Raw genomic sequence first — 16275 nt, 5'->3', positions numbered from 1 at the left:
TTCAGTCCTTTTGAGACAGCTTTTTTGGGTATTGGTAGATTCATTTGGAAAAACTCTGTTTTGATGCTCCTGAAAATTCATTTTAGAAATTATCCTTTTTCAAAAATTCCCTTACAAACTCATCGTCATTCAGATGAGGGTAGTCATGATGCACCCGGCTGATTTCTTCTGCCTGTCCTTCGGACAAAACTTCCTTGGGATTGAGGCACCAGATTCCTTCGAGGAGTCCTTGTCTTCGCAGCATTTCATGCATTCCCGGGATACATCCATGGAAATGGTGGGCCGTGTCAAACATGGCCGCATTGACATCAGTCACCGCTATTCCTTTTGCCAAAAGTTTGGACCAGTCTTGTGCCGAACCATTCTTTTTACAGGCTTTTACCTCTTCTAAAAGCGCGACAGCTTTTTGGGTATATACTGCCCAATGTCCCAGCAATCCACCGACAAATTCTTTTTCGAAGGTCTTACCCTCTTCTTCAAAGCGATAGGTCGTAAGCAAATCCGCAACGATATTGTCATCATTACCCGTGTACATGGCAATCGCATTGCTGCGGCTGCTTAGGCTTACCGCCCGCATCACATCAAGTGTTTGATATCGATTGAAGGATGCACATTTGATGGCCTCCACGTTATCTATTTCTGCAAATTCCTTCCAAAAATCATAGCTGAAAATCCTTCCTCCGACTGAGGGTTGCAGGTAAAATCCAAAAACCGGAATGATCTCCGCCACTACTCTTACTCGCTTCAAAATCTCGGCTTCAGTCCAAGCCTGCAAGCCACCCATGCTTAGCAGCCCCATATCATAGCCATACTTTACAGCTATTTCGGACTCGGCAATCGCCTGATTGGTTGGCCCGCAGATTCCGGCAACCTTCAAAAAAGGACGGGTTAAATTTGCGGCTTTAATTTCTTCTGCTGCCCATTTCAGGACGGTTTCAAAGAGGTTAACCTGAGGATCTCTGATTTCAAACTGAGTGGAATGAACGCCTATGGCTATTCCGCCCGCCCCGCTAGCCATGTAGTAGCGGCTGAGTTGTCTTTGTCTGGCTTCATCGATCGTTCGATCGGCTTTTAGTGCCAAAGGATGGGCAGGAATCACTGTCCCCTGATGCAAATGCTGCTTTAATTCTGGGCTTAACTTGTTCATCAGAATTTCCCTCCTCTCTCTTGAAAATGCGTGGCTTTGCCAAACTCCTCCCCACCCTGTGAAATCCAGGTTGCGGTGATGTCAATAATCTCCCGCACCGTCACCCTTGGGTAGCCAAAAATCCGGTGGCATTCGGAGGCATTGTTTAAAAGTGCTGTGCCTGTGGATGCATTGATGAATTTTGGTTCTTTATTGAAAATTCTACCAAACTGATTGGCGATCCAATATACAGAGAGGATCTCCGGACCGGTGACATTGAGGATTTTCGCCGGAGTTTCGCAATGCAGCAATGAACGGATGGCAATTTCATTTGCATCCCCCTGCCAGATTACGTTTACATTTTCGGTTTTGAGGTCTATTTCTTTTCCGTTCAGGACAGACTTTGCGATCTCCATCATCACTCCATATCGGAAATCCACTGCATAATTCAGTCTGTAGATAAGCGTTGGTGTATGGTTCTTTTTTGAGAAATACTCAAAAACGCGCTCTCTGCCAAGGCAAGACTGGGCATATTCACCGATGGGTTCGGGACTGGTTTCTTCAGATGGCCCTCCCGATGTCACGGGTACAAAAGGAAGTACATTTCCTGAGGAGAAAGCCACAATCCTGGAATCCCTGTATTTCTCTGCCACCCGACCCGGCAGGTAAGCATTCATCGCCCAAGTGAAACTTTCATTGCCGGTGGTACCGAATTTATTGCCTGCGAGATAGATCACGTTTTTTACCAAGGGCAATTCCTGCAACTGCTTATCGTCCAATAAGTCACAGGAAATGGTTTCAATGCCAGCAGCTTCCAATTCAGCTTTTGCTTTGGGATCTGAAAACCTGGAAACTCCTATAATTCGCTTCTCCACTCCGGCTGCTTTGGCTGCGGCCACGGCGAGTTTACCCATACTCGGGCCCATTTTGCCGCCAATACCCAAGAGGATCATATCCCCCTCAATCTTTGCCATGTCGGCAATCAGCGCCGGGGAGGGAGCTAGTAGTTCTTTCTCTAATTGAATTAAGTCTTTCATTGTATTTAGGTTCTGAATGAAGTCTATTTGATAAACAGTTCGTTGAAGTTCCAGACAGCCAAACCGGTGAGTAGAATCAGACCGATGGCTCCGGAGATTTTTGCAAAGGAAGAATTGACTTTTTCGCCCATGATCTTGGGGTCATTGGCGATGGCATACATCGCAAAACCGATAAAGGGCACCAAAAAAATGGTGACGCTTTGAGCGAAAATGATGAGTTCGAGTGGAAGTTTTCCGAAGATGAGAGAGATGCTGGCACCACAGGCCATGACCAGCGCAATAAAACCGCGGACGGCCTTTGAACTCAGGCGATTCCCGAAACCCAGGGAATCACCAAGCAAACTTCCCCCAACGGTAGCATTCCCAACCAAGGAGGAAAATGAGGCTCCAAAAAGGCCTGCCAAAAACAAATGAGCGGCATAGGAACCAAACAGCGGCTCCAGTGCCTTGGACATTTCTGAAGCGCTGTTTACCTTGATTCCCTGCGGGTTAAGGATGGATGCAGCACAAATAATCACAACCAAACTCATGATTCCCAAAATTAATATCCCAATCGCACTCCGGTTTTTTGCTTGTTTTTCGAAGCCCGGTTTTTTGCTTTCCTGAATCAAGTAAGATTGGTAAAATGCCCCTACAATAGAAAAGCAGGAGGCCGTAAAAGCAATCAGTAAACCTGCGGAACCCAATGGGATGGAGGGAATAAAACCATTAGCAATCCCACTTAGGGAGGGTTTGCTGAGAAATAAGGTCGTTAAAAAGGATATGAGCATCAGCCCGACCAAGGCAATCATCAACTTTTCCAGCGTTTTATAAAAACTGCCGAAGAAGAGCAGACTCACACCCGCAAGATTAAAAACCAAAATCCAAATCCAAGTTGGGGTTTCGCTTGCCTCTGCTACAGCGATCCCAACTCCGATGGAATTTCCAGCCTGAAATGAGGTAGCAACCAAAAACACTCCAAATCCGATGATTACACCTGCTGCCTTTCCCCATTTGTTTCGGATCTGTGTGAGCAAGCTTACCGAACTGCTCAGACCGATCCTGGCTCCCATATCCGTAAAAATCAGCATAAAGAAGATCGCCACAACGACTACCCACAGTGTGGAATACCCATATTCAGCCCCCAAACGGGAGGTGATGGTCATTTTGCTGGGACCGAAAACCAAGGCAGCGGTAATGATTCCTGGACCGAGGCCTTTTGCTAGTTTGATGATTTTGTTTTCCGGCATGTTTATCTGTAAAGACTTACGATATGTTTTTGGTAGGTAAAATTTTCAAAATTCCATTTATTAAAATCCCCCTAACCCCCCATTGTGAAAGAGGGAGCCGCGCAACCTGAACTTCATTTATTGACAGTGATAGCTAAGTGCTTTACCATTAAGCTCATATCATCTGTTTTCTTCTACCTGCGGGGATGTGATTTCCGAAGCTTTATTGCCCCAATTCTGTCTTATATAAGTTAGAATTTCCGCGGCTTCCCGATTGCTTAGAAAGCCAAATGCAGGCATTTGATTTTTCCCTTTTAATACCAATTGGATCAGGGGTTTGACATTCCCTTTGACTAGAGTAGAACCTGCCAAAGTCGGAAAGACCTCGCTAAGGCCTGTCCCATTTGCCTTGTGGCAGGAGGCGCAATAGTTGAGATACAATTGCTCTCCATTCAAGATAAGTGGTTCTGCTGGTTTACTTGCTTCCAAGGGGCTGGGAACAACTTGGTCTGTCAGACTGATTTTCAAAATTTTATCGTCTCCCGGGAGTGGAAATCCAGGCTGGGGATTCCAATCCTTGTTGCTGGTGCTGAGGTAGATTTCTCCTTTGGGGCCAACCGTCACATCACGAAGTCGGCCATAATGATTTTCAAAGAGGATTTCTTCGTCCAGGATTGTTTTTCCGTCTTGGCTGAGCTGAAGTATCCTTAGGCTTTTTCCTTTCAGGGTTGTCAGGAGGAGGGTATTGGTCCATTCCGGAATTGTTTTTTCTCCGTAAAAAGCGATCCCCGCAGGAGCGATCACGGGCGTCCAGGAGCGGATGGGTTCGATGGTTTGATTTTCCCCAGCAAATACCTTCTCCGGATCCAAGTCATGCATTCCCTCGATGATAGGCCATCCATAATTCCCGCCGGCAATGATCAGGTTTACCTCATCTTCTATCGCATCTCCATGTTCGGAGGTGTACAGCAGTCCGCTGTCCGAAAAGGTAAGTCCCTGCATATTGCGAAAACCCTTGGCCCAAACCAGGCTTCCTGGGTCGGGATTGTCTGAAGGGATACTTCCATCCGGGTTCATCCTCAATATTTTACCGTTTAGCTTTTCCGAGTTTTGGGCATAGGTGAAATCATGGGTGTCTCCTGTGGCCCAATAGAGTTTTCCATCCGGTCCAAAAGCGAGTCTCGACCCATTGTGGGATGTTCCGCCCTCGATTTCCAACAGTAGTATTGGATCCGTAAGGCTGTCCTTATCCAGCTTATACCTGAAGAGTCGGCTGCTGATCAGGCTGTCTTTTTTTACGGTATAATTCAGGTAGACGAAAGGATTATTGGCAAAATCCGGATGAACAGCCATGCCCAACAGACCGGAGGTCCGCTGTTGCCAAACATCTGAGATGACCAGCATTACTTTCTTCTCGGCAGTTGACAGGTTAATCCTGGATACTTTTCCTTCCTGTTCGGCCACCCAAAGGAAGCCTTGGGAGTCTGTCTCCAAATCCCATGGGACGATCATGGAATCGGACAGCACCTCCACTTTCAACCAAGACTGCTGCAGACGGACGATGTCCAGTTGTTGCAGGGAAAGCTTCGGCTGTTCTTTGGTGCAGGACGAAAGAAAAGCAAGGCAAAAAAGAAGGGCAAGCAAAGTTCTAGTCATGCTATTTCTTTCTGAGTTCTATTTGCTTTGGCTTTGCAAAATCAGCTGACATCTTGGTGGGGAGTTGGTAGACATTTCCATTTTTATCAGAGAAATAGAGTCTGGATTTTGATTTTTTCCGTCCGTGCCCATCTGCCCAAAAGGCATAAAAATCATCGTGAACATGGACAGGTCTTCGGGCATAGGAATGATTGCGCTTGCTATTGGCCGTCATGGCCCGGGCTTCCCAACTTTGGCCATTGTTGTGACTTTCCCAAAGCACCATTTCGCCTCCGGTATTGTAAGGTTGGGGACCGGTAGATGTGGGACCAACAATTCGCCATGTGCCAGTTTCATCAATGTAGAGGGAGCCCATATCGTAATTATTGTCGGATTGGGTGACCGGAAGGATGTCCCAGCCTGAACCGGTAAATCTTGCGGTATGCCAGGTTCGTGGCCCTTTTTCAGGTCCGGCTTCGAAGCCTTTACTAGTGACATATAAAATCACGGGATTCCCATCTGCATCATATGTCAGGTCGTTGATGTACACCAGCAAACCCTCCGAGGCATAATCCTTGACCAGCGCCGGATTTTGGATTTCCGTCAGTGGAATGTCCAGTAATTTACCATCAGCGGACTTCCAGTTTTTTCCAAAGTCGTCGGTTTGGATGTAATATAAATTGGTACGATAGTTCAGTCCGTTTTCGAGTTCTTTAACAGGGTGAAAGTTGAAGGAGGTACCGAGGGTGTTTTGATGCTGAGCGCTAGTCTGGTAGTGACCTTCGGCTATTTTAGCGAGGTCTTTCCATTCGGAGTACCTGATTCCATCAGGGCTTGTCATGAATCCTATCGTCCTTCTTGGCTTGGAGGGCTGGTGTGGAATTACATTTCGTTCATAATGAGTGAAGAGGTTGATAAACCCATTTTCAGGCTGATACCAGGTTTGGAGGTAAGAGAAATTATCCATTTGGACGGTGGCATCATCCACTATTTTAGAAGCAAAGATTTGCTCGAATTCAGCAATGTCGTAGGGCTTTTTGCTTCTGTGGATGTAGGATGGACTGTCAGTCCCATGAGCAGTAGAAAAAATCCAGATGTAGCCCTCAGCGTCGATATTCATGACCGGATTGTCATGGGCGTTGTCAGTTTGTTTGTCCAGTACGATGGTGGGTTTGGGCAAAGTTTTCGTTTTATGATCAAAATAAGAGATCATATGGAGCAGGGTATTTCCCGAAGGGTCTGTTCCCCCATAGCAAAAAAATGTCTTATCAACTTCGCCTACATAGATAGAAAAGGGATAGTGATTGGCAGGATAGGTAGCCAGCCCACCGCTGTACTTGTAGACATACTTATCGTTGGAAGGCTGGTTGCTGTACCAGATTCCCCGGTAGCCCGAATCCTTTTGATTAAGAGTTAAGGGCTGCTGTGCGAATAGGCAAAGCGGTAAGGTACACCCCAGAAAAAGCGTGATCAGAGTTTGTTTCACTGTAGTATGATTTGATTTTTTTAGGGTCTTCCCTATTTAGAGCAAAATCGCTTTTGATTCCGGATTCTAATGCATAATCCGGGTTTCATCTAAGGCAGAAGAAAAAGAAGGGGCTAAAACTTTAAACCATTCCTATGCAGGAAAAGTGAAGTGGCTTTAGCCCCTTGCTCAATTACTTAATATCCCGGATTTTGGACAATCATGGAAGGATTGATGTCCACTTGACTTTGAGGAATCGCCAACAACACATGGTGCGGTTGCATACCCTTATCGGCCAATACCGCCAAGGCGCGATCCGTTCTGACCAGATCAAACCAACGATGCCCTTCGAAGGCCAGTTCGACTCTTCGCTCCTGCTCCAAGGCCAAACGGAATTGGGCTTGGGAAGTAATTTGGAGTGCGGGGTTTGCATTCGCAAAGGTTTTGATCGGAAGACCTGCCCGGGTTCTGATTTGATTGAGTAAATCAAAGGCAGGTCCGTTGGCTACAAATCCAAGTTCGTTGAGTGCTTCGGCATACATCAGGAGCACATCAGCATATCTCAGGACGATCCAATTGTTGTCACTGTCAAGGTTGGCAGCCGGAGTTCCGCTGTATTTCACCACATAGTTGTGAAGGACAGTTTTTCCCGCGAGCACATAGCTTGTTTTCATTGAGACATCTTTTCGCAAATCATTCGCTTCGTAGGCAGAATTCATCGTTGCAGTCGGGATATTTTGTCCCAATGGATTACCGACAGCGACTACAGCGGTACCCGATCCAATCGGAGCAAATTGGTTGGTAAAAGGGCTACCCTCCCCGTTTGAACCGCTTTTGAACTGCACTTCGAAAATGGATTCCAGGTTATTTTCGGCAGAGGCTCCGAAAATCCCCGCATACGTAGGCATCAGTCTGTACCTGGTCTGCGCGGAATCATCTATCACCTGCTTCAATTTTTGAGCAGCCAAAGACCATTCTTTTCTGGTGAGGTAGACCTTACCCAAGAGGGACATTGCAGCGCCCTTGGTGGCACGACCCGCCTCAGCCGCGGGATAGGCATAAGGAAGGGAGCCTTCCGCTGCCATCAAGTCTGCGATGATTTGTTCGTACACCTTCGCTGTGGTCTCTCTACCGTAGTCATAGCCTTCCTGAGGGTTGTTGATGACTTTGGTCACCAAGGGAACGTCCCCATAGATTCTTACCAGGTTGAAGTACATCAATGCTCTGAGGAATTTTGCCTCTCCCAGGTAACGAGCCTTGAGAGCGGGTTCCATGTTCACTGGTTCGATCTTTTCGATGAGGATATTGGCTGCCTGAATTCCCTGATAATGCGCATTCCAGGTAATGCTGCTGGTCGAGGTCACCGGTGTGTTGGTGAAATTATCTATAGCCTGAAGGTCTGCACCTGCATTGGGATTGGTGATTTCTGTATTGTCAGAGCGCAGGTCACCCATCACATGGATAGAGGAATAGTATTGACCTCCGTACTGCAAGGAGCCATATACTGCCGTGAGGGCATTTTTCATGTCCTCGGCAGTTTTGTAGAAATTAGAACTGTTTTGCTGAGAGATGGGAGCCAAGTCCAGAAAATCATCACTGCAAGCGCCTGCGGAAAGCAAGAGAATAGATCCCGCAGCGATTAATATTTTTATCGATTTCATCTGTTTATATTTTTTTTTCAGTGGTCAGATGGAATGCCCCTAATAATCATCCCTCTGTGTGAGAAACTATTCTCATGGGCATTTCATGTGTTTATATTTTGATTTTTATTTGCCACATGGAATGCCCTCGATAATTATCTCCTTGTATGAGATTCTTTCTCATGGGCATTTCATAAGAATTTCAGATTAGAAGCCAACATTTAAACCCAACATGAACGTGCGGGCCAAGGGATAGCCACCGGCATCCACGCCCGGTACCAAAGGACTTCCACCTTGGGCACTTACTTCAGGATTGTACCCTTCATAATTTGTGAAGGTGTAAGCATTTTGGACTGTGAAGCTCAATCGGGCATTAGCCAGTTTCACTTTTTCCAAGACAGATGGAGGTAAATTGTATCCCAAAGTAATGTTTCGGATTCTCAGGAATGATCCATCTTCAACAAACAGGGAGGTCATATTATTGACCACATTACTTCCTGCGTACCCGTTGAAATTTCTGTCAATCATCGGTGAAACGCCATCCCCTCTATCGGATTCAGACTTCCATCCATTTGATGCGCTTGACAAAACATTGTAGGAGCCGGCATAATTGGCGTAGTACCTTCTGGCTGCATTGAGGACTTCAAATCCATGAACACCCTGAAGTGTGAATGCGAAATCCAGGTTTTTGTAGCTAAAGGAATTGGTCATACCCCATGTAAAATCAGGAAAAGGGCTTCCCAAAACCGTTCTGTCATCGGCGTCGATTTTGCCATCGCCGTTGACATCTTCAAATTTCAACTGACCTGGTTTGGACTGAACTGTTCCGTTGCCATTCCGAATGACCGGGCTGTTGTCGATTTCTTGTTGATTTTGGTAAACTCCGATCACATTGTAGCCAAAGAAGCTTCCTGGTGCGGAACCGATTTTGGTGATGTGTGTGGGTGCACTGGCAGAAGTTGCCTGTCTGGAGATGATGGGAGATCCGTCTGGCCCCAAAGCCAATACCTGAATCGCATTGGTGGAGTAGTTGAGATCCGTAGTCCACTTGAATTGACCTACCGTGTTACGGCTGGTGACTGTGAATTCAAAGCCTTTATTTTCGATTTCACCGATATTCTGCAGGGCAGTGGTGTAGCCCGTCAAGGTAGGAACCGGCACATTGAGCAAAAGGTCAGAGGTGCGTTTGACGTAGTAATCTGCAGAAGCATAGATTCTGTTTTGCAAAATGCCGATTTCGATACCCAAATCCGTTTGGCTGTTTCTTTCCCAACCCAATCTACTGTTTGGGATATTGGTCAGGCGGATACCGTTGTTAACAGTACCTCCATTCATTCCGAAGGGATAATTTTCGATACCGGTCAGACCGATTGAGCCATAATTCGTGATGAAGTTGTTACCTGTCAAGCCGTAGCTGGTTCGGATTCTCAACTCAGACAACCAATTGACATCACTCAGGAATGCTTCTTCAGACAATCTCCAGCCCAAAGAAACCGAAGGGAAAGAACCCCAACGGTTGTCCCGTCCAAATCTGGAGGAACCATCACGTCGGAATGTTGCAGTGAGCAAATACCTGTCATCGAAATTGTAATTCACACGGGCTAGGTAAGAGATCAAAGACCATTCTTCTTTGGAGGAGAATGCGTTGGAGATCAATCCTGCCGCATTGATGGTTTTGATATTATCATTGGCAAAGTTGGTTCCCGTCATCCGGTTGACATCCAATGATTCCTGCTGAACGGTGTAACCCAAAACGGCATCAAAATTATGTTTACCGATTCTTTTGTTGTAGCCGAGGGTAAATTCTGAAAGCCAGTTTCTGATTTGGGAAGTCCCATTGGTTCCTATTGCCGGCTTGGTTGGATTGACACTATTGGGGTTGATGATGGAAGAACTGAAAATGTCTTCCCGGAAGTTTCTGATATCCGCACCCACGAGGGCTTTGAACTTCAGGTTGTCCACCAATAAAAACTCTGCGAATGAAGTCCCGAGCAATCTGAGATTTTGCTGTTGGTGGAAATATTCCCTGGCGATTTTCACCGGATTATCCACTTCAGAAAGTCCGATACCCTGTCCGGTAATTTTGGTGTAATTTCCAAATTCATCGTAAGGTTTCAGGTGTGGGGCAGCAGTAATTGCGGATTGGATGATTCCTCCCCCCTGCCAGTTTCCTTCGGCAAGTGATTGGTTGGAGAAGGTGTAGGAAGGTGTAAAGTTGGCTCCTATTTTCACCCGCTTGTTCATTTGGGACTCCACATTTACTCTGAAGGAGTAGCGCTTCAAATCAGAATTGATAATTACTCCATCCTGACTCAGGTAGCCACCGGATACGAAGTACTTGGTTTTATCATTTCCTCCGGAGAAATTCAACTGGTAGTTGCTCATTTGAGCGGTTCGGAAGATTTCGTCCTGCCAATCGGTTCCTTCGCCAAGGGACTCAGGATTGCTGAAAACTTCCGGCAATAGGTACATGACATTGTTAAGGCGAACAGAATTAGGATCAGTGGCGGCACGACCGGGGCCTGAGTTTACCCAAGCGTTATTTCTGGATTCGTTGATATACCTCGCAAATTCCGTTGCATTGAGTACATCCAAGGTTTTCTCGACCTGCTGAATTCCGGTGTTGATGCTGAAATCGATCTTGGACATTCCGGATTTTCCTGATTTGGTAGTGATCAAAATGACGCCGTTAGAGCCTCTTGAACCGTAGATTGCGGTAGCAGAGGCATCTTTCAAGACCTGGATATTGTCAATGTCATTTGGGTTGATCGTATTTAATGGATTATTTCTTTGGTCAAAATCATTGGTGACTGGGAATCCATCCACGACATAAAGTGGCTCATTGCCCGCGCTGAGGGAGCCTGCGCCACGGATTCTCACCGAAGCTCCTCCACCCGGTGCGCCTGTAGCTTGGGTCACCACCACGCCGGCCATTCGACCTGCCATGGCCTGATCGATGCTTACTACCGGCTGGTCTTTGATTTCCTCACTTGATATGGCACTCACTGAGCCTGTGATGTCTTTTTTCTGCAGTGTACCATAGCCTACCACTACAAATTCTTCCAGGTTATTGTCCTCAGACACCATCACTACCTGCAAGGTGGTCGCATTCCCAACTGTGATTTTTTGGCGCTTTAAGCCTATGAATGAAAAAATAAGGACTTGTCCTTCCGATGCTTCAATGGAAAAGTTGCCATCAATATCGGTGACCGTGCCGGTGGTAGTCCCTTCGACAAGAATGGTGACTCCCGGCAGGGCTGCTCCTGTCATGTCTTTGACTACGCCGGAGATCATAGCTCTATTGGAGGCTGTTTCTACCAGCTTGGTGCCTGTACCGTTGACGATGACACTGATGGTGTTGTTTACCTGCTTAAACCGGAGGTTGGTCTGGGTTGCAATCTGATAGAGATGCTGCTCCACTGATCCGGAGGTTTTTTCAATACTCAGACCCGATTGGCCTTTGACAGCAGCTTCGGAGTAAAAAAACCTAAAGTCGGTTTTGTCTTCAATTTCACGAAAAAGCTGAAGGAGCGAGTAGTTGCTCTTTTCCAGTTTGAGGTGAACCTGATCGATGCTTTTTACCTGTGCAGAAGTGGTGCTGGCCAACAAGGGACTCAATGTCAGGCAAAGCAGCAACACACCTCTGACTACTAACTTAATAGACATAACTATTAATGGTATTATTTTTTTCATATTTTAGGGTTGTAAGTTGAAACATTGAAATACCCTTGGATGACAGACCGCTAAGCTTTAGTCCTTGGGTGCCGTGTTTTGATTTTCACAGGAGCGTATTCGCAGTACGTTCCTGTTCTTTTTTAAAGTCCTTTTAAATTCACATAGGCAGCTTAGTTGAAATTGATGACTACTTCTTTGTTTTTTAACTGATACTCAAATTCCATGGAGCCACTGAGCACATGGAGCACATTTTGCAGGCTTTCATTGGTATCAAATGTTCCGGTTCCCTTCATCACTTTTGGATTGCCGATCACCTGGATTTTCACTCCATACCAGCGTTGAAGGATTTGGATCATTTCGTTGAAAGGAGTTTCGGAAAACCGCAAAACTCCATCTATCCAGCTGATTCTATTTGAAACTTCTATCGGATATTTTCCAAAGCTTTCATCTTTCAGTGAGAGCAGAGATTCTTCACCCGGGTTGAGGTCGAGGGAGTTTTTGTTGCCTTTTTGATTGAGGCGTACTTTTCCAGTCACCAAAGTGACAGCCACCTTTTCCTGTGAATTAAAAGTTGAAATATTAAAGGAAGTACCGATTGCTGTGGTGATGATTCCCTCAGCCTCGACTGAGAACGGGTTTTCCTCATCCTTGGCAACCTGGAAAAAGCCTTCGCCTTCAAGTTCAATGTGTCGGCTTGTCAAAAAGTCTTCCGGGTAGGTGATTTTACTTTCAGAGTTGAGAAACACCGTAGAACCGTCAGGAAGATTGATTTTAGTTTTTTGCCCTGAGGGGTTTTCACGAACGATCATTTTTGGTTCGCTGCTTGAAATTCCCGAAGGAATTTCGACTGACTTGTTGACTTCAAAGAAAAATAGGGCCGAAAAGCCAAGGACCAAGAAGACCACTGCTGCCTTGAGCCAAAGGGGGAACAGTTTTTTGGAAGGCTTTAAATCCACGAGGAGATGAGGTCGGGAATATCCGTCTTTTGCCTGGTTGATTTTTTCCCAAAGCGGCTGCGAGTCCCAAGTCTCGGCTTGGTGGGCCCGGATTTTTTCGGACCAAATCTGCAGAATCTCTGCGGACAAAAATTCTTCGGCTTCGGAAGAATCAAGCCAATCGAGGAGTTCCTGAGCCTGTTCCTGACTTAGTTTACCCTCAAAAAAATCATTTATTCGTTTCTTATGGTCCATCGAGCGCTAGTTACATATGCATATAGCCTCAAGCATGGAAAAATACTCATGAGAAAGTCAAAGAAATTTGTTCTTTTTTTGAAAACCCCTCAGATCCTACCGATAAATCAGTCAAATACTTGAATTAATAGCGTTTGAAGTGCCATTGAAAGAACGCTGAGTGATATGATCTTCAATTTCACCAGTTTTTCTCTGACGGCCTTTGTTGACCTGAATATCTGGTTTTCTACGGTTCTTCTGGAGATGTTAAGTTTTTCGGCAATTTCCTCCACCGAAAGGTTTTCAAAGTGTCGAAGGATAAAAATCTGTTTTTGCCCTGCGGGAAGTTGCTTGATTATCTCCTCGGAAATGTGGTGAAACTCAGAATAGATCAGATCCTGTTCGGGGCCACTGTTACGTTCAAACTCGTAGAGCGGAATGCTGTAGTTCTGAAAAGCAAAAAACCGGGCTTCTTTTTTGGCTTTTTTGATTACCAATGATCTGACAATAGCGATCATGTAGGCATTGATGGAGAGTTGAGGGTCAAGCTTGCTTCGTTTTCTCCATATTTTCAAAAAAACCTCCTGGACTATTCCCTCGGCATCTTCATGGCTGAGGTTCATCCGTCGGGAGACGTGATAGATTTTCTCAGAAAACAGGGCATAAAGCTTTTCAAAGGCCTTTTCATTTCCTTGGGAAATATCAAAGACCAATTGTTGATGAGGATGAGCTTCAAACTCGCTTGCCATTTTTTTTCAGAACCTTTGTCAAAACAAACAATTAATGTTTACCAAACAAAAAAAAATCTGAATGGCCGGCAGGTATAAATTGGCCTTGCTGCCAAAATCCGGATTCGGGATTGGGGCGTTTTGAAAGTCGAAATGACACTAAATTAAGGACTTGCGAGACTTGAGTTTCTCATCTTTGCAATTGTCAAACTGCAGAAGCAACTTGCAGCACGAAGCTATGACAGAAAATAAGCCCAAGCGCATCAAAGTTCTCCACCTGATCAAAAGTCTGGGCCGGGGGGGCGCGGAAAAACTGATTCCTGAAACTGCCCTGGTTCATGATCAGAGCAAGTTTGAGTTTCACTGCCTCTATTTTTATTATCAAAAGAACAACATTGTCGACGAGCTCGAAGCATCGGGGATCATTGTTCACCTGATTCCTTCAAGCAATCTGGGTTTGTTTTTTCAGGTGAAAAAGGTTCGGGATTTCATCCAGAAAAACGGGTTTGACATTCTCCATGCGCATCTACCCTGGGCCGGGATATTGGCGAGATTTGTGGGAAAGCAAATTGAAATCCCCATCGTCTACACGGAGCACAATACCTGGGACCGGTACAACAAGGTGTCCTATTTTGGCAACCGCTTCACGTTTAAGCAGCAGGACATTGCCATTGCGGTATCCAATGAAGTTGCGCTTTCGATGCAGCTCAATTCCTTTTTAGACCCTTATCAGCGTGGCGGAAGGCTAAAGATCAAAGTGATTCAAAATGGAGTGAATACGAACGTGTTTAGGAGGATGGCGAGCGGAAGATTAGAAACAAGAAGCGAGACGTCAGAAACACTAAGCGAGAAGCATGCTTCGACTTGGTTCGGCACAGGCGAGGCAAATCGCGGTAGCCAAGAGGGTATGTCTGGGGCCTTAACTCCTTCGAGTGATCTTTCATTAAAAACTCAGCTAGGGATACCGGAGACGGCTCCTGTAATCGGGAAAGTGGCGGTATTTCGGTCACAGAAAAGACTTTGGCTGTGGGTGGAAGTAGCCTTGGCGATATTGAAGGAATGTCCTGAAACCCATTTTCTGCTGGTTGGGGATGGGGAATGGAGAGATAGAATTCTGGACCAAATCCGAAGGTCCGGGATGCAGGAACACTTTCACTGGGTAGGAGTTCAGAAGCAGGTCATCCCCTACTTGTCCATCATGGACATCTACCTGAGCAGTTCTGAATTTGAGGGTTTGCCGATTGCGATGTTGGAGGCGATGTCCTGCGAAGTGCCCGTCGTGGCTACGCGTGCAGGGGGGATTGGGGAGGTTATACAGGATGGAGTCCAAGGTTATTTGACAGAAGTTGATGAGTGGAAGAAACTGGCCGATTACTGTATTCTGATGATAAGGGATGCCGATTCGAGGATGAAAATGGCTAAATCAGCCCGGGCAAGAGTTATTGAGAAATTCTCTATGCGGAGGATGGTGTCTGAATTGGAGGAGGTTTACCGGGAGGTTTTGAAGAAGTAGTTGGAAGGGGTAGTTGGAAGGTGGGAAGGTGGGAAGGTGGGAAAGTTGTAAAGTTGAAAGTGCAATTGGCTTGTTCAATAGAACTTCAACCCATATTTATTTTTGATAAAGGTAAGTGAGCGGATACACAGATTATTTTTTCATTCTGCTGAAAATCAGGACTTTTACAATTTTTTATTTGTAAATTAATAGGGTAACAAACCCAAAAAGCCATGAATACTTTCACAAAAATCGAACGGTGGGCAGACAGCCATCATCCGCAGTGGTTGGACTTTGTCCGGATAATACTTGGACTCTTTATCCTGTATAAGGGCATTTTGTTTATTTCCAATACCGAAGCGCTTCTGTCAATCATGAAGACTGCGGATTTGCAATTTATCAATTTGGGCTTGGCACATTATGTAGCCTTTTCTCATTTGGTTGGTGGTATTTTGATCGCGATGGGCTTGGTCACGCGGATAGCGATCGCATTTCAGATTCCGATATTGCTAGGGGCGGTATTTTTGGTGAATATCCAACAGGGGTTTTTAGCGGTATCCAACAATCTTGAGTTTGGGATTTCGTTGATCGTGCTGGTTCTGTTGATCACATTTATGGTTTATGGATCCGGTAAATTCTCTGTCGACAGTTGGATGAAGCGGCATCCGACCTGGTGAGGTTGGGAGTTTTGGTAAAGAGTCGGCAGACCGGAGTTCAAAGCGATTCATTTAAATGATGAATCTAGTTCCAAGCTAGTGCTGAAGGCTGGTGCTTTAATAGCCCAGCTTTTTAAAGCTGGGTTAAAAGATGGGATGAAGGTTCCCAGCGCTGAAGCAGGTTTTTGTTTTGGAAAAGGATGTTGTTGCCAGCGCAATGGAAGGGTTATTTGGATTGAAAGCAGCCTACCTTGCGGTAGATAAACCTACCTAGCGGCAGGCAAGTCTGAGGACTGCATTATTGTAGGCACAAGTTTGAAAACTTGCGCCAAGTTGAGCGGTGTTAGGATTTCTCGCAAAGGCGGTAAGTCGCAAAGAATTCAAGTCCAGTCCCGATCGAAATATCGGAAGAGAAACAGGACAGCGAGTAGCAGGATATCGAGC

Annotated in this window: 11 protein-coding genes; 2 read left to right on the top strand and 9 right to left on the bottom strand. The window is 45.8% G+C overall.

All coding sequences use genetic code 11. The features are described 5' to 3' along the window. Nucleotides 1–82: 82 nt before the first annotated feature. The 9 genes from Q8M62_RS07905 to Q8M62_RS07865 all read right to left on the bottom strand — a co-directional run bounded on the left by Q8M62_RS07905 (nucleotide 83) and on the right by Q8M62_RS07865 (nucleotide 13704). Complete coding sequence (locus Q8M62_RS07905) at nucleotides 83–1147, bottom strand: dihydrodipicolinate synthase family protein (protein ID WP_304900715.1); 1065 nt, start codon at nucleotides 1145–1147, stop codon at nucleotides 83–85. Beyond that, on the bottom strand, nucleotides 1147–2163 hold the full coding sequence (locus Q8M62_RS07900) for an NAD(P)-dependent oxidoreductase (RefSeq protein WP_304900716.1): 1017 nt from the start codon (nucleotides 2161–2163) through the stop codon (nucleotides 1147–1149). Before Q8M62_RS07900 ends, Q8M62_RS07905 begins: the two co-directional genes overlap by 1 nt. Nucleotides 2164–2186: 23 nt before the next feature. Continuing rightward, nucleotides 2187–3392 (bottom strand): Nramp family divalent metal transporter, encoded by a 1206-nt coding sequence (locus tag Q8M62_RS07895; protein WP_304900717.1) that lies wholly within the window; start codon nucleotides 3390–3392, stop codon nucleotides 2187–2189. Nucleotides 3393–3551: 159 nt separating this feature from the next. Then, nucleotides 3552–5027 (bottom strand): PQQ-dependent sugar dehydrogenase, encoded by a 1476-nt coding sequence (locus Q8M62_RS07890; protein WP_304900718.1) that lies wholly within the window; start codon nucleotides 5025–5027, stop codon nucleotides 3552–3554. 1 nt (nucleotide 5028) lies between these two features. Beyond that, on the bottom strand, nucleotides 5029–6492 hold the full coding sequence (locus Q8M62_RS07885) for a BNR-4 repeat-containing protein (RefSeq protein WP_305668072.1): 1464 nt from the start codon (nucleotides 6490–6492) through the stop codon (nucleotides 5029–5031). A gap of 176 nt (nucleotides 6493–6668) precedes the next feature. Continuing rightward, on the bottom strand, nucleotides 6669–8132 hold the full coding sequence (locus Q8M62_RS07880; RefSeq protein ID WP_305668071.1) for a RagB/SusD family nutrient uptake outer membrane protein: 1464 nt from the start codon (nucleotides 8130–8132) through the stop codon (nucleotides 6669–6671). Between the two features lie 186 nt (nucleotides 8133–8318). Next, nucleotides 8319–11804 carry a TonB-dependent receptor gene (locus tag Q8M62_RS07875; RefSeq protein ID WP_305668070.1) on the bottom strand — a complete coding sequence of 1162 codons (3486 nt, stop codon included), beginning with the start codon at nucleotides 11802–11804 and terminating at the stop codon, nucleotides 8319–8321. A gap of 152 nt (nucleotides 11805–11956) precedes the next feature. Next, nucleotides 11957–12976, bottom strand: coding sequence for a FecR family protein (locus Q8M62_RS07870; protein WP_304899658.1), 1020 nt, complete (start codon nucleotides 12974–12976; stop codon nucleotides 11957–11959). 107 nt (nucleotides 12977–13083) lie between these two features. Further along, a complete protein-coding gene (locus Q8M62_RS07865; RefSeq protein ID WP_304899657.1) occupies nucleotides 13084–13704 on the bottom strand; it encodes an RNA polymerase sigma factor in 621 nt (206 codons plus the stop codon). Nucleotides 13705–13921: 217 nt separating this feature from the next. Between Q8M62_RS07865 and Q8M62_RS07860 the strand changes: the two genes are divergently transcribed. Both Q8M62_RS07860 and Q8M62_RS07855 read left to right on the top strand, forming a co-directional pair. Next, nucleotides 13922–15196, top strand: a complete 1275-nt coding sequence (locus Q8M62_RS07860; RefSeq protein WP_304899656.1) for a glycosyltransferase — start codon at nucleotides 13922–13924, stop codon at nucleotides 15194–15196. Between the two features lie 212 nt (nucleotides 15197–15408). Beyond that, nucleotides 15409–15852: a DoxX family protein gene (locus Q8M62_RS07855; RefSeq protein WP_304899655.1), complete on the top strand. Its 444-nt coding sequence runs from the start codon at nucleotides 15409–15411 to the stop codon at nucleotides 15850–15852. Nucleotides 15853–16275 lie beyond the last annotated feature (423 nt).

It is taken from the genome of Algoriphagus sp. (assembly GCF_030694375.1).
GTDB lineage: Bacteria > Bacteroidota > Bacteroidia > Cytophagales > Cyclobacteriaceae > Algoriphagus.
This window is presented reverse-complemented; position numbering and strand designations above follow the sequence as displayed.

Excerpts from the sequence above, each read along its gene's own strand:
- Q8M62_RS07880 (WP_305668071.1), bottom strand. The coding sequence starts at position 8,132 with ATGAAATCGATAAAAATATTAATCGCTGCGGGATCTATTCTCTTGCTT.
- Q8M62_RS07890 (WP_304900718.1), bottom strand. The coding sequence starts at position 5,027 with ATGACTAGAACTTTGCTTGCCCTTCTTTTTTGCCTTGCTTTTCTTTCG.
- Q8M62_RS07905 (WP_304900715.1), bottom strand. The coding sequence starts at position 1,147 with ATGAACAAGTTAAGCCCAGAATTAAAGCAGCATTTGCATCAGGGGACA.
- Q8M62_RS07860 (WP_304899656.1), top strand. The coding sequence starts at position 13,922 with ATGACAGAAAATAAGCCCAAGCGCATCAAAGTTCTCCACCTGATCAAA.
- Q8M62_RS07900 (WP_304900716.1), bottom strand. The coding sequence starts at position 2,163 with ATGAAAGACTTAATTCAATTAGAGAAAGAACTACTAGCTCCCTCCCCG.
- Q8M62_RS07865 (WP_304899657.1), bottom strand. The coding sequence starts at position 13,704 with ATGGCAAGCGAGTTTGAAGCTCATCCTCATCAACAATTGGTCTTTGAT.
- Q8M62_RS07895 (WP_304900717.1), bottom strand. The coding sequence starts at position 3,392 with ATGCCGGAAAACAAAATCATCAAACTAGCAAAAGGCCTCGGTCCAGGA.
- Q8M62_RS07870 (WP_304899658.1), bottom strand. The coding sequence starts at position 12,976 with ATGGACCATAAGAAACGAATAAATGATTTTTTTGAGGGTAAACTAAGT.
- Q8M62_RS07875 (WP_305668070.1), bottom strand. The coding sequence starts at position 11,804 with ATGAAAAAAATAATACCATTAATAGTTATGTCTATTAAGTTAGTAGTC.
- Q8M62_RS07855 (WP_304899655.1), top strand. The coding sequence starts at position 15,409 with ATGAATACTTTCACAAAAATCGAACGGTGGGCAGACAGCCATCATCCG.